Below are 13,735 nucleotides of genomic sequence, written 5' to 3' on the forward strand. Positions count from 1 at the left end.
CATCGCCGCACGGAGGCAAGGTCGGCCGGACGAGTACGACCGCCTCGTGCACGCCCACTGCCAACGCCGGTACCCAACTGGCATAAGCACAGGCACAGCCAGCAAGTGCGACACCAGCACGCCCCAGCGGCCTGCTTGAGCCGAGGTGTGGGGAAATCTCGCTTGCCCGGTGTGACGGCCGACTTCACTCTGAGGGGCTGCGCTCGTGGCGCTGGGGACTTGCTGCCCAAGCAACAGTCCTGGTATCTGATCCAACCGCAACAGATCGGCACTTCAAGGCCCGGACCCCGTCGATTCGGTCTCGCTGGCTACGGCATCACCATCAACACGTCGATGACGCTCCAGCCTGACAGGACACGGGTAGTCGCACGTTTCCTCCCCGGTCTGGGCATCATCGAGTCTGCTGCTGCGCGTCGGCGTGGGCAGTTAGCTGGGGCGTGCAGTCGATTGGCTTGGCGTGCGCGGGATCCAACTGGTTGAGCAGGACCTGGACTGACACCGGGTTGGAATGTGAGTCGAAGTGGCCGGCTTCGGCGTCGGGACAGAGGTCGGTCAGCCAGACGTTGTTGACCCCAGGTTCGTTGATGAAGGCTCGTTCGGGTGGGGTGACCACCCAGTCGCCCTTGACCGACAAGACGGCGTACCGGACGCCGGGACGGGTCACGCCGCCCTCATTGAGGTCGCTGATGAAACGGGAGCCGACCAAGGCGTCGCCGCATGCCGGGCAGAGCGCCAGGAGTGCCAGGTTGACGACGCCCCGCCCGACGACCGTGGCATCCAGAAGGTTCGTGAGGCCGGAGACGGTCGTCCCTTGCGTGCTGGGGGAGAACAGTGTCGCGGACGCGACCTGCCCCCGGCGCGCGAGGTTCTTGACGTAATACTCCGCCAAGGTGGCCCCTTCGGAGTGTCCGGCCATGTCGACCTGACGAGCGCCGGTGGCCGTGAGGACTTTGCCGACGAACTGATCGATCTCCGCGGCGGAGTGCGGGATCGGCGCGATCCCGTTGACTTTCCGCAGGGTGGTGAACCACTTCCCATACTCCGGCGCGAAAACGCAGTAACCGTCCCGGACCAGCGCGGTTGCCGGGCCGCTCCAGTTTCCGGGATCGCCGTTGAAGCCGTGCAGCAGGACCACCGGACGAGGATGCCGGCGCGAGGGCCAGCAATCCCAGTCGTTGACGCCCTCCATCGAGGGCTTCGGCATCGTGAACTCCGGTGGCCGCTCCTTGCTGCTCAGCTGCCCGGACGGGGCCGCCGCGGTCGCTGCTGCGGCAGGTGTGATCAGCCCGGCTACGGCCAGGACCGAAGCGAGCAGGGCCCCGGCGGCGAGGTGGGCGGGCTTCGGCCTGATGCCGGTGATGATGGAACGGGCCACGGTGACTCCAGGCACGGCTCGTGGGGTTGAATGATTCTCACCTTTGACTGCGGCCCCGTCGATGCCTGGGTCCGCGCGACCACCGGCCTCATCCTGGACCGCGTCGGCGAGCTCGACACCGGCGTCGTTCGCCTGGGCGGCCACCCTCGACGACAACTATGCCTGGTGGTTCCGCCTCGGCGGGCTCGCCGGATGTTCGTGGGCCTCCTTTACTCCCGCAGAGACTCGGTCAAGAAGGTCGTGAGCAGGCGTTCGTAACGATCCTGGTCGGCATTCCACTCGCCGGTGTGTTCGGTGCCCGGGAACTCCTCGTATTGGATGGGCCATCCGAGACGGTCCGCCGCGGCCGCGAGAGCGCGGGAGCTTTGGACAGGCACCGTGGTGTCTTCGTCACCGTGGAGGAGCAGGGTCGGTGGTTTGACCCGTGGTGGGTGGTCGAGCGCTTTCATCTGCCCGAGGTCGACCCCCGCGCGCCAGTCGGTGAAGAGATCCGCGAGTGGGGTGAGAAATGTCGGGATGTCACGCTTCGTGGCCTGCAGGTTCACCGCGGCGTGCATGTCGATGGCGGGCGCGTCCAGCACCACGGCAACCACGTCGTCGGCGAACCTTGAGTTTGTGAGCAGCTGTGTGACCACCATCCCTCCCATGGACCAGCCGATCAGGACGAACCGCCGCGCTCCCTTGGTCGTGGCAAACTTCATGGCCGCCTCGAGGTCGCGCCACTCGGATTCGCCGAGGTGGCTGTACCCGTCAGGCGATGCCGGCGCGTTGTGGTCGTTACGGTAGGTGATGTCCAGGATGGGCAGGCCGAGGCGGTGCAGGACCGGCATCACCCGGAGCCCCTCGGCTCGGGCGCCCGGAGTGTGGTTGCGGCCGTGTACCTCGATGACCCAGGTGTCGCGCCGGCCCGGGACGTACCAGGCCGGTGCGGCGCCGAGCTCGGTCGGCACCTGCACGTCCTCGAAGTCTAGGCCGACCGTGGTCGGATCGTTCGCCGGTGCCCAGTTGGCCACGGCCACGTCGGTCCCGTCCGGTGGCGGGGTGCCGGACAGGAGGGTCCGCTCCGCCCGGCCGCCGGCGTTCTTGACGACCGCGCCGATCTCGGCGTGGCGACCGCCCTCCCACAGCAGCGTGAACTCGCCAGGACGGGTGGCGGCGTCGGAGGCCGCCAAGGTGACGGTCTTCGCCGTGGACTCAAGCACCTTGTCGTCGTACGACACCGTGCCGCCGGCGGAAGCGCTCAGGATCTCGCCGCTGTAGTACCAGCCGATCCCGAAGGTCGCCCCGCCGAGAAGGAGGACGGTCACCACTACCGCGATCAGGGCCGTGCGCCGGCGTGGGCGGTTGCGGATCATGCCGGACGCACGGTGATCACGCGGGTGGAGGTCGTCCCCGCGCGGGTTCCGTCGGGGTTGCGTGTGTGCGCCGTGAGGTGCAGGACGCCCTCGCGGCGCAGGTCGCTCGCCGCGCGGGAATCGAGCTGGAACCAGATCACCTTGCTCTCACCGGCGGTGAGGTCGTAGGTCTTCGGCGTGGTCGTGCGGTCGAGGCGGGCGAAGCCACGGCATGACGGTGAGTGCCCGGTGATGACGGGAGGACAGCTGACGCGGACACCCAGCTGCATGATCGCTGTGCCGTGTGCCTTGACCTCGCGGGAGTTGATCAGTGTTGCGCGCGAGCGCCACGGTCCCGCGGGCGCAAGCTTGGGTTGGACCATGCCGCGCCAGGCTCCGCGGAGCTCCTGAAGGGGCGCGTGCCAGATCGACTCAGGCTTGTACACCTGGTGGGTGATTGTCGGATCGGCCGGACGATGTGGTGTGGCGACCGGATTGTCCTCGATCGCTCCGAGTACAAGGTCGTGGAACGTCCGCTCGGCCGCCCCGAGATTCCAGCCTTCGCCGCCGTCGTGGCCGGTGCGCACCGTGACCAGGCCCTGGGACGGGAAGACGGTGACGAGCTGACCTTCCCGGCCGTTGTACTGGAACATGTCTTCCGGCAGGCCGAGCATGTGCTCGTGGTTGCAGGACTTCGTCGCCGACCGCCAGATGAGATAGCCGTAGCACGGGTAGGGCCGGACCGGTCGCAAGGCGTTCTCGACGTACTCGCGAGAAAGCAGCCGCGTACCGTTCCACACGCCGCCCCGGCGCATGAGCTCGCCGAGCCGGGCGTAGTCGTCGGCTGTCATCTTCAGGTCGAAGAATCCCTGGGTGTGGCCTTTCCAGTCCCGGCCCCACGACCATCGCCCGGGCTCAATGCCGATCGGCGTGAACAGTTCTCGCTGCACGAATGACTGGAAGTCCTCGCCGGCCGCACGCCTGACCGCCTCGGCGACCAGCGCGGGACCGCTCTGCCAGTAGTTCCACCACCTACCGGGCTGGTGAATCATCGTGACGGTCAGAGCGTCGCGGACCCGGTCGGGCATGAACGGGTTGAAGTCACGCGCCTTCCGTTGGCTGTTGCCCGAGGTCATTGTGAGAAGGTGACGCATCGTGAGCGTTCCGTGCGGGATGTCCGCCTCCGGGAACATGGCGCCGACCGGGTCGTCCGGGCTGATCAGCCCGGACGACCAGGCCCTTCCGAAGGCCAGCGAGGTGACCGACTTGGCGACCGACCAGCTCTGCGCTCGGTGCGGCGTTCCCTCCGGGGTGTCCGAGTTCTCACCGACGAGGCAGCCGTTTCGATAGATCCGCACCGTGTCGGAGTGATTGTCCTCCGCGAACTCGATCGCCGCGGCCACCTTGGCGGGATTCATGCCCGCCTGCGTGGGTGTGGCGCGCTGCCAGTTCGCTGCCGGCGCGGAACAACTCTTCGCCGACGACATCGACGTCGTCGGCATGACCGGCGCCACCGTTTCGCTCGCGTCGGCCGCGGGAGTGCTCCAACCCGCGGCAGGTGTGATCAGCCCGGCCAGGACCGAAGCGAGCAGGGCCCCGGCGGCGAGGTGGGCGGGCTTCGGCCTGATGCCGGTGAGGATGGAACGGGCCACGGTGACTCCAGACACGGCTCGTGGGGTTGAATGATTCTCACCTTTGACTCGCGATCATGGCCACGGTGATTCCCCGAACCTGGCGCCGAGGTTCTCGGGGAAACCCCCAACTCGTGTCGCTGATTCGGCCATCCGGAACAGATACTTGGTGGATGAGCCAAACCGTCGATGCCTGGGTCCGCGCGACCACCGACCTCATCCTGGACCGCGTCGACGAGCTCGGCGCGCGACTCACCGAGTCCATTCGTACCGAGCTGCCCGTGTACCAGACGGTGCCAGCCGACGAGCTGCAGAGGTCCGTGACAGGGCAGGTCGCGCTGGCGCTCGCCGGTGTGCGAGACGGTGAGACACCCGGTCCGGCCCAACTCGCCGCGGCCGAGGAATGGGGCCGCCGCGCCGGCGAGCAGGGAGTCGCTGTCTCAGCGCTCATGCAGGCCTACGAGAAGTCCTTCGCCGAGGTCTGGCAGGCCTTTGCCGAGCAGGCGGGAACCAGGCCCGAAGCCGCCCGGGCGCTGGTCGAGCTCGCCCCGGTCATCTGGAGCTGGGTCCACCAGTTCGGCCGGGCCGCGGCCGAAGGGCACCAGGTCGCCGTGACCAGCAGGCTGATCGACGACGCGCGCGCCCGCCAGCAATTCATCCAGCTGGTCACCTCGGCACCCGGCAGCGCGGACTGCGCGAAACTCGGCGGCGAGCTGGGATTCGGCACCGACGGCCCGTTCCGTGCACTGGCGTTCACCGCCGCGGACAGCGGGCGTGAGCTCAACCGCCTGCACCTGCGCCTGCAGCACCTGGCCGGACCGTGTATCGCCGCCCCGCACGAGACCCACATCGTCGTCCTGAGCCAGCGGGCCGAGCCGGACGAGATCGCCACGCTGGTGCGACCGATGGCCGACGGCCAGGTCCTCGGGCTCGGCAGGCGCCGCAGCGGACTTGCCGGTGCCCGGATCTCCATCGGCGACGCCGAGCTGGCATTGCCGCTGGCCGGACGGCTGGGCCACGACATCGACTTCGGCGAGCATTGGCTGTTGGCCATCCTGTACACCCAGCTCGAGCACCTCGACGAGCTCGACACCGGTGTCCGGGCGGCCACCGACCATCCCCACCTCGCCGACACCGTGCGCGCCTTCGCCGACACGGGCCTGTCCGCCGCGGCGGCCGCCCGCGCCCAGCACCTACACGCCAACAGCGTCGCCTACCGCCTCCAGCGGTGGCAGGACCTCACCGGATGGTCGGTCCACACCTTCGACGGCCTCACCCGCTCCGTCGTCGCCATCCGTCTCGCCGGCGTGATTACCAGGTGAGCAGTCCGATGTGGGACTGTGCATCGAACGGTGCTTCCGGCCCGACACACCGGGCTGAGGTTCGGTGGGATGGGTACGGATAGTGATGGCATTAGACGTTGTGAGTCCAGGTGAGGGTGAGAAGAAGCGGGTGCCGAAGGTGCGGTCGGCGCAGGAGGAGTTGGCGGCCTCGATGGTCGCGCAGGCTCAGGAGCAGGGTCTGGCCTTGACCGGGCCGGAGGGGTTGCTCAAGCAGCTGACCAAGACGGTGCTGGAGGCCGCGCTGAACGCGGAGATGACCGAGCATCTCGGGCACGAGAGGCACCAGGCCGAGGTCGGCCGCGAGGGCCGTAACGTGCGCAACGGTGCCCGGTCGAAAACGGTCGTCTCGGATGCGGTGGGCGAGGTCGAGGTTGCGGTGCCGCGGGATCGGGACTCGAGTTTCGACCCGGTGATCGTGAAGAAGCGGCAGCATCGTCTGGGGAGTGTGGATGAGGTGGTGCTGTCGTTGTATGCGAAGGGGTTGACCACGGGTGAGAGTGCGCCGTGAAAGCGCTGTTGTATCGCGAGGAGGTGAGAAACCTTCTCCTGCGGGTCGTCGCAGCGGTCCGTTGAAGTTGAGGGCAGCCTGAACCGGGAGGTGCCGGTAAGGGCGGCAAGCGGCCCTGACAAAACCGGGACGTGCCAGGACTGCCAGATGGTGCGGGTCCGGCAAACGAGTCGAAGAGGTATACGCGAGGAACTGGCGTGTTACGTTTCCTTAAGTGGTCACCGGCCGAAATCTGGTGGATGGCCGGTTGCGATGCGCACCCGTTTCTTTCTTGATGAGGCGGGGAACTCCTGGGCGGGGATTTTCACCTTCGCAGGGAGGCCGTGGTGAAAGTCTGCGGCGTAGCCGCGGCGATATCGCGGGAACAAAGTCAGATGCCTCCTTCGGCAAGCGATCAGCAGTGAGGTGATCTCAGCGACTTTTACGTGAGTCGGCCGTGTTCGAAATGGGTGAGCACGAGGGCGGCTTGGACGATGTCGCCGATCCTGCGAGGGCTGGTCGTGAGATGGCGCAGCGATCGCCAGCGCCCGGTCAGTAGCGCGAAGCCACGTTCGCCGAGGCAGCGCAGACTGCGCAGCAGCGCGTTGTAGGTCCGGGCGTCCGCATCGAGTGCTCGCCCGTTGGCTGGCTGCTTGATGGGCGTGTGCACACCGATTCCCGCCCCTTCGTAGCCGGGATCGGCCAGCGTGGACAGGTCCAGCCGGGAGGCGGCCCAGTACAGCGCGCCGAGGACCTGGTCGCGGGCCGCGGTCAGGTCGTGCACCGAGCCGGGCTCGACCTCGGAGACCCACAGCGGGAAGCCATCTGGGTCCATCAGCGCCTGCACGTTGCCGCCCGACTTGCGGGCCTTGCCGGAGTACCAGGCGTCGATCTGTTCACCCTTGACGCTGGTGGTCTTCTCGCCGAGCCGATCGGTGGAGAACACCGTCCCGTCCAAGACCAGATGCGGCGCGCCGTAGGCTTTGGCCTGACAAAGCGCATCGTGCAGGTCCGGCGCCTGGGCGGCGAGCACCTCAATCACCTCGGTGAGATAGCGGTAGCCGGTCGCCCGCGAGATGCGGTGATCACGCGCGAGCGCGGCCACGTCGCGGTTGTCCCGGAACCAGCGCAGCCCGAACACGGCCTGTCGAAAACACGTCAGCGCCCGGCTACCGCGGCGGGTGCCGCGCTCGCGACGCTCGGCGTGCAGGAGCCGGCTGAGGAACCAGGCCAGTTCACGCGGCACGTCGAGGATGGCACGATAGGCAATCACGTGGAGTCCTTCTGGTGAAGATCATCTTTGGCGAGAGACCTTCTACCAGGGACTCCACGCCCATCTTCACCCCACCCGCACGGCCTCCAGCAGGTCAGGCGCTACTCACGCACCAACGATCCTGATCTTGCTGAGATCACCTCACTGGTAGTCCTCCACGATGCCCGGCTGTACTTCGGCAGGCGCCGATGAGGTGTTGGCCTGCACCGTGTGATCGGCAACTGCGCCGGCCATGGACGCCGAACTGCCTATCAGCAGCGCGCACGCGCCAGCAACCAGGGCAGGACGAAGCCACGAGCCTATCGTCACGTTCCCCACTTCCCCTCCATTACTTTGGTATTGAGCCGTTCGGGGTAGTCGACTAACCCCGGGCTTTCGCGGGAGTGAGGGTTTGGCGGCGTGCCGTGAAAGGAGAATGGTGCTCTGAGCTGCGATGATACGGCTTGTCGAAGGTCGTATTGGTCGCAGGTTCAGGAGCACCATTCAGGTGAGTAAGTGTAGGTCGCCGTATCCGCGGCTGGTGGTAGGCGGGTCGGGTTCGGGTGTCGTGTCGCAGGCCGGGGCGGTGTTGCTGCTGCGCACGGCCGACGCGGTCGGGCTGACGGGCGCGTTGTCGAGGGCGTTGTCACCGTGGCGAGAACCCCTGGCCGTGCACGATCCGGGCAAGATCGTGCTGGATGTGGCGATCGCGGTCGCGCTGGGCGGCGACTGCCTGGCCGATGTCGGCCTGCTGCGGGCCGAACCGGGCGTATTCGGGCGGGTGGCGTCGGATCCGACCGTCTCCCGGTTGATCACCACACTGGCCGACGACGCGGGCACGGCGGTGACGGCCATCCGGTCCGCGCGCGCCGCGGCACGTAATGTGGCGTGGGAACGCGCCAGTGACCACGCACCCGATCACGGGATCGACGCCGACGATCCGCTCATCATTGACCTGGATGCCACGCTGGTGACCGCGCACTCGGACAAGGAACGCGCCGCACCGAACTTCAAGCAGGGGTACGGGTTTCATCCGTTGGGTGCGTGGGCCGACCACGGTGTCGACGGGACCGGTGAGCCGCTGGTGGTGATGTTGCGGCCGGGCAACGCCGGTTCCAACACCGCGGCCGATCACCAGCAGGTGCTGGCGGACGCGTTGACGCAGCTGCCGTTCCAACCGGGCTATCGGGTCGGCAGAAAAGTGTTGGTGCGCACCGATTCCGGCGGCGGAACACATGACTTCGTGCGCTACTGCCACCAGCGGCGGTTGCAGTACTCGGTCGGGTTCACCCTCACCGAGACCACCGCTGCCGCGGTCGAGAAGATCCCTGAGCATGTGTGGACGCCCGCCTACGACGCCACGGCCAGGTCCGGGACGGGGCGTGGGTGGCGGAGCTGACCGGGTTGATCGACCTGCCCGGCTGGCCCCCCGGCATGCGCGTCATCGTCCGCGCCGAACACCCGCACCCCGGCGCGCAACTGCGGTTCACCGACCGTAACGGGCTGCGGCTGACCGCGTTCGCCACCAACACCACCCGCGGCCAACTGCCGGATCTTGAGCTGCGGCACCGCCGCCGCGCCCGCTGCGAAGACCGCATCCGCACCGCGAAAGACACCGGGCTTGCCAACCTACCTCTGCACGGTTTCGACGCCAACCGGATCTGGATCGAGATCATCTGCCTCGCGGCTGAGCTCACCGCCTGGATACAGACGCTCGCCCTCCACGGCCACGACGCGCGCCGCTGGGAACCCAAACGCCTGCGGCTGTTTTCCCCCACCGCGCGGCTGGCCCGCCACGCACGGCAAACCCAGCTCCGGTTCGCCAAACACTGGCCCTGGACCAGACTGATCACCACCGCACTCGCCCGCCTACACCCCGGCTGACCAGCCCAAACCCGCCCCAACAACCAACGAAGGGACATCCATCCGGGCCCGTGGAACCCGGCAGCCAACCCGCTGAACGGGCCGCCAACCACGCCCCACGACCAGAAACACCATCAAAAACCCAATCCGAACCCGATCAGGCCAGCACGTCAGCCACGCGAAAGATCAGGGCTAATACTCGATGCCTTCCCGAAGAGCATGCTGACCTTAGACATATCGACGCTCAGCCACAACCAGCAACCAGACACTGTGCCGCACTTCTCAAGTCGCCGGGTCGTGTAACAGAAAACGGGTCAGTGGAGATGGAAGAACGGGCGCGATCATCGTGACCGCCCTGCTGTGTTAACTGCCTGGATTCAGGGGGAACAAATGGTGGAAAGTGCGGCCAGATATCGCATTGTCTTGGTCCTCGGCCTTGTGGTAGTGCTCATCGCGGGGCTGCTCGGTACGCCGCCCACAGCGCGGGCAGAGCCTGACCCAGGCGCCGAGCCGAGCATGGCTGACGACCCGCCGACCAGTGACCGTGGTCGGGTGCTGGAGCTGTGGCGGTCCGGCGGACCCGCTATGCGAGCAGCCGCCGAGGACGCCCTGGTCGGCTCGGACGAGGCGGTGCGGGAATTCCTGGCCACGGGGCGACAGGTCGCTGCCGAGCATGACTACCGCATCAAGGTCGCCCGCCTGCTCGCGACCGGTGGCCGAGGGGTCAAGGACGCCGCCCAGCAAGCCTTGAACGGGCCGGTCGAGGAACTACCGGCGTTCCTCGAGTCCGGGTGGCAAGGCCCGTGGGAGCACGACCTGCGGGTCCACGTCGCGCAGATCATGGCCGCCGGCGGCCGTGGAGTGCGCGAAGCTGCGCAGCAGGCGCTCGACGGCACAGTCGAGGACCTTTGGGAGTTCGTCCGCTCGGGCCAGCATCAGGCCAGGGAACACGATGACCGGGTCCGCGTGGCTCAGCTACTCGCCAGCGGCGGACCCGAAGTTCAAAAGGCCGCGCAGGTCGCACTGGACGGCACGGTCGAGGACCTGCGGTACTTCCTGGAAACCGGCCAACACGTGGCACGGGAACGCGACGCCGAAACCACCACCGTCGCTGGCCTGGCAGCCGTAGCGCGAGAGGCTGGCAAACGCGCCGCCGCTGAGACCGAAGCCGCCAAGCAAGCCACCGAGAAGGCACTGCACGCGGCCCGACTCGCCAAGGAAGCCGCCCAACGCGCCGCCGCCGAAACCGCCGCCGCCAAGGACAACGCCACCCAGGCTGCCGCAGCCGCTGGGCGGGCTGCCAACGCTGCGGAACGAGCGGCTCAGGCGGCGCAGGAGGCGATCGGTGCTGCCAACGCCGCCAACGCTGCGGCCCGGGTAGCTGCCAATGCGGCCGCTCGGGCGTCAACGGCGGCATCGCTGGCGAGCCAGGCCGCGGCCCGCGCTTACGGAGCCGCCTCCGCAGCCGCCAACGACGCCAGTCAGGCGGCCGCAGCACGTCAGGCCGCCGTCGACGCCGGAAACGTCGCCGCCAGCGCCCGACAAGCCGCCCAAGCCGCCAAAGCAGTCGGCGAGGCTGCCCGCGCCGCTGGTGACGCCGCGCGAGCTGCCATCAATGCAGGCAGCAACGCCGCAGCAGCGGGACAAGCGGCACACGAAGCCAGCGGCCACTCCGCAGCCGCCGGTGCACAGGCAGACCGAGCTCGCGCAGCTGCCGCACGAGCCAAGAGCGCCGCAGCTCGCGCCACACGAGCGGCCAACGCCGCCGACGCCCTCGCCCGTGCTGCGGGCAGGGCAGCCAACGAGGCCCATGCCGCCGCCAACCGAGCAGCCGACCACGCCGAGGCTGCGGCACGCGCCGCCGACGAAGCAGCCAAACACGCAGGGGACGCCGAACGCGCCGCCGAAGCCGCAGCAGCACACGCCGCCGCCGCCAAAACCGCTGCTCAGGAAGCCACGGCGGCCGCGAACCAGGCACGCGAGGTTGAACAAGCCGCCCGCCAAGCCGAAGCCGAGCGACTGGCGACCCAAACTGAACAAGCAGTACAGGCGGCGCGTGACCTGCGCGCGGAGTACGACAAGCACAAGTCCGACATCGCGTGGGACACCGAAGAAGCGGTTCGCCGCGACGAAGAAGCCAAGCGGCTCCTCGCCGAAGCCCGCCAGCCTGATACCCCGACCGAAACGGTCGTCAGCAATGGTCGACGGGTTGCCATGCATGTCCTGACCACGGGCGGCCCCTGGAGCCAAGCCGCAGCAGAGACGGCGCTCGCCGGCACCGAAGCTCAAGTCGTCGAGTTCGTCAAGGTTGACCTCGCCCTGGCCACCGAGCAAGACGATCGATCCCGCGTCGCCCACGTCGCCGCCACGGGTACGCCCGAGGCGCTGCGCCAGGCGGCGGAGGCGGCACTCAGCGGCAGTTACGAACAAGTGCTGGAGTTCCTCCGGAACCAGAACTACGAGGGCAGGAAACACGACGACCGCATCGCGATCGCCCGAATTCTCGAAGGCGCCGGACCGGCCGTGCGAGACGCCGCCAACGCCGCACTTGACGGCACACCCGCCGACCAGCGCGAGTTTCTGCGAACCGGCCAGTACGCTGCTCGCGAACACGACGAACGCATCGCCGTCGCACAGGCACTGTCCTCCGGAGGCCCCGAGGTCAAAGCGGCCGCGGAGATCGCCCTCGAAGGACCACCGGAACTGATGCGTGAGTTCCTCACCGTCGGTAAAGCCCGGGCCGAGCAACGCGACCAGGCGACCGCCTCCCACGTCGCCACCGTGCAACGTTACGTAGCGCAAGCCGCCCAATCGGCAGCCGAAGCGAACAAGAACGCCGCCATCGCCGCCGAACAGGCAGCCATCGCCCGCCGAGCCGCCGACGAAGCCGCCGCACACGCCGCACGAGCCCGCCAATCAGCAAACGAAGCTCAAGGCTACGCTGACCAGGCTCGCACCTCAGCCCGACAGGCGCAGGAGTACGCCAACGAAGCCGCCGAATCCGCCCGCCGAGCTCGCTCCGCCGCAGCTGCCGCTCGCCAAGACGCGCGCAGAGCTGCCAACTCTGCAGCGCAGGCGGAAAGCTCCGCTGCGAGTGCACGTGTCTTCGCTGCCCAAGCGGCCGGTTACGCCGCACAAGCACGCGCTTCGGCGGAAGCCGCAGGCAGGGATGCCGCTGCCGCTGCTCAGGCCGCCAGCGAAGCGGTCGCACACTACCTGCGGCTACACCGCGAGGAAGAAGCCCAACGGCGACGAGACGCAGCAAACGGGGCGGGACCCCAAGACAGGCTAACCCAGTTCGACAACTCGACATTCTTGACCTATTCTGACGGAAATTGCTACCTGAATGGAATCCTGCTGCCGGCGAAGCTGGGCACAGGTTCCTGCGTTGGCCTGGCCCATGACTTTGATATTTGGCTGGGCTGGGACGCCGGAAACATAAACTGGGATATGCTCCGGGGTCGTGAGGATGCCGCAGAACAGCTCCTCAAAGAGTATTGTAGAGACCGGCCGGAGGCCTGTGGTCCTGAGCTTCGGAAGCAGCTGGCTAACGCAAACCTTGCCATAGTGCCATTCCGATACTACGAGGGGGGACTAGGGTCGATCTTTCGGTCGTTCGGTAGAGCCCTAGGTTTCATCTCCAAGATCCCCGGCTTGAGAAGCTTGGCCCCGAAGACCGGAGGTTGGCTTCCACAGAAAGCTATCGGTAAACTTCCCGAGCATTGGGGGCCCGGGATTCCGAACAAGAAGGGGGTCGGCTTTAGGTGGTTCGGACCAAATTCGAGTAGTCAGGGTGTTCGTATCGATAAAGCCGTTCCTGGCTCATCGAACCCGAGTCAGCAAGTGAACCACGTGATTGTACGGGATGGTGGTAAGGTGATCGGGAGAGATGGAAAGCCGATCAGGGGAAGAATTGAGGACGATCCAGTGAACGCGCACATCCCGTTGTCTGAGTGGCTCAAGTGGTCGAAATGGAACACTCCATGACATCGGTAGTCCGGTACCCGGATATGAGGGCCAACGTTGTAGGTGCCGTACGAGCTCTGGCTGACCCAGAGTTTCAGCGGAGAGCGTGGATTCGAAAGGGTCCACCTCAACCCGGATTTGCCTTTGACTTCACATTCTATGTCAACGTTTTAGATGACGTGCGTATGCGGGAAGATCCGGCGGCGACGATAGGAGAAATTCTCCGAAATCAGAAAGAAGTAGACGTGATGAAGGAATTGGCTTCCTCTTTAGAGAGCCTGTTCCACGAACTGGGCGTCGAGCGGACAGATGAAGAGTATCTGGCGTCGCCGCTCTGGAAGCCTGTGGTCGCTGCGGCAAAGGATGCGCTGGTCATCTTGGAAGAAGACAGCTGAACGGCAGCGGCTGACACTGGTCCATCCGGCGGAGGAGCGCCGCATGGCCGCCAAGACGTCATTCATTGATCAGATGCTGGTTCGTCGGT

The 13,735-nt window shown here is 67.0% G+C and carries 9 protein-coding genes and 2 pseudogenes; 6 read left to right on the forward strand and 5 right to left on the reverse strand.

Annotated features, from left to right (window positions below):
* Positions 1 to 391: 391 nt before the first annotated feature.
* The 3 genes from FB471_RS00945 to FB471_RS00955 form a co-directional block, all read right to left on the reverse strand.
* Entirely contained in the window at positions 392 to 1,375 is a 984-nt protein-coding gene (locus FB471_RS00945) for an esterase/lipase family protein (RefSeq protein WP_141995481.1), read from the reverse strand.
* A gap of 209 nt (positions 1,376 to 1,584) precedes the next feature.
* Positions 1,585 to 2,730: an alpha/beta hydrolase family protein gene (locus tag FB471_RS00950; RefSeq protein WP_141995482.1), complete on the reverse strand. Its 1,146-nt coding sequence runs from the start codon at positions 2,728 to 2,730 to the stop codon at positions 1,585 to 1,587.
* Positions 2,727 to 4,196 (reverse strand): serine hydrolase domain-containing protein, encoded by a 1,470-nt coding sequence (locus FB471_RS00955; RefSeq protein ID WP_342779485.1) that lies wholly within the window; start codon positions 4,194 to 4,196, stop codon positions 2,727 to 2,729. The genes FB471_RS00950 and FB471_RS00955 overlap by 4 nt, the downstream gene beginning before the upstream one ends.
* Between FB471_RS00955 and FB471_RS34750 the strand changes: the two genes are divergently transcribed.
* From FB471_RS34750 to FB471_RS00965, 3 genes and pseudogenes are all read left to right on the forward strand, one after another.
* Positions 4,081 to 4,395 (forward strand): hypothetical protein, encoded by a 315-nt coding sequence (locus FB471_RS34750; RefSeq protein WP_246076766.1) that lies wholly within the window; start codon positions 4,081 to 4,083, stop codon positions 4,393 to 4,395. The genes FB471_RS00955 and FB471_RS34750 overlap by 116 nt on opposite strands.
* A gap of 118 nt (positions 4,396 to 4,513) precedes the next feature.
* Positions 4,514 to 5,662 carry a PucR family transcriptional regulator gene (locus FB471_RS00960; RefSeq protein ID WP_170220658.1) on the forward strand — a complete coding sequence of 383 codons (1,149 nt, stop codon included), beginning with the start codon at positions 4,514 to 4,516 and terminating at the stop codon, positions 5,660 to 5,662.
* Positions 5,663 to 5,747: 85 nt separating this feature from the next.
* Positions 5,748 to 6,179: pseudogene (locus FB471_RS00965) on the forward strand (transposase); the annotation flags it as partial.
* A 433-nt stretch (positions 6,180 to 6,612) separates the two neighbouring features.
* Here FB471_RS00965 and FB471_RS00970 read toward each other — a convergent pair.
* Positions 6,613 to 7,443: a transposase family protein gene (locus FB471_RS00970; protein ID WP_141995486.1), complete on the reverse strand. Its 831-nt coding sequence runs from the start codon at positions 7,441 to 7,443 to the stop codon at positions 6,613 to 6,615.
* A gap of 141 nt (positions 7,444 to 7,584) precedes the next feature.
* A complete protein-coding gene (locus tag FB471_RS33910; protein ID WP_170220660.1) occupies positions 7,585 to 7,761 on the reverse strand; it encodes a hypothetical protein in 177 nt (58 codons plus the stop codon).
* Between the two features lie 169 nt (positions 7,762 to 7,930).
* Between FB471_RS33910 and FB471_RS00975 the strand changes: the two are divergent.
* From FB471_RS00975 to FB471_RS35775, 3 genes and pseudogenes are all read left to right on the forward strand, one after another.
* Positions 7,931 to 9,306, forward strand: a pseudogene (locus tag FB471_RS00975) (IS1380 family transposase).
* Between the two features lie 495 nt (positions 9,307 to 9,801).
* Positions 9,802 to 13,272, forward strand: coding sequence for an ALF repeat-containing protein (locus FB471_RS00980; protein WP_170220661.1), 3,471 nt, complete (start codon positions 9,802 to 9,804; stop codon positions 13,270 to 13,272).
* The gene (locus FB471_RS35775) at positions 13,269 to 13,646 is read left to right on the forward strand and encodes an SCO4402 family protein (RefSeq protein WP_425457012.1); all 378 of its coding nucleotides are present in this window, start codon (positions 13,269 to 13,271) and stop codon (positions 13,644 to 13,646) included. Before FB471_RS00980 ends, FB471_RS35775 begins: the two co-directional genes overlap by 4 nt.
* Positions 13,647 to 13,735: the final 89 nt, after the last annotated feature.

Origin of the sequence: Amycolatopsis cihanbeyliensis (assembly GCF_006715045.1) — a bacterium.
GTDB classification, from domain to species: domain Bacteria; phylum Actinomycetota; class Actinomycetes; order Mycobacteriales; family Pseudonocardiaceae; genus Amycolatopsis; species Amycolatopsis cihanbeyliensis.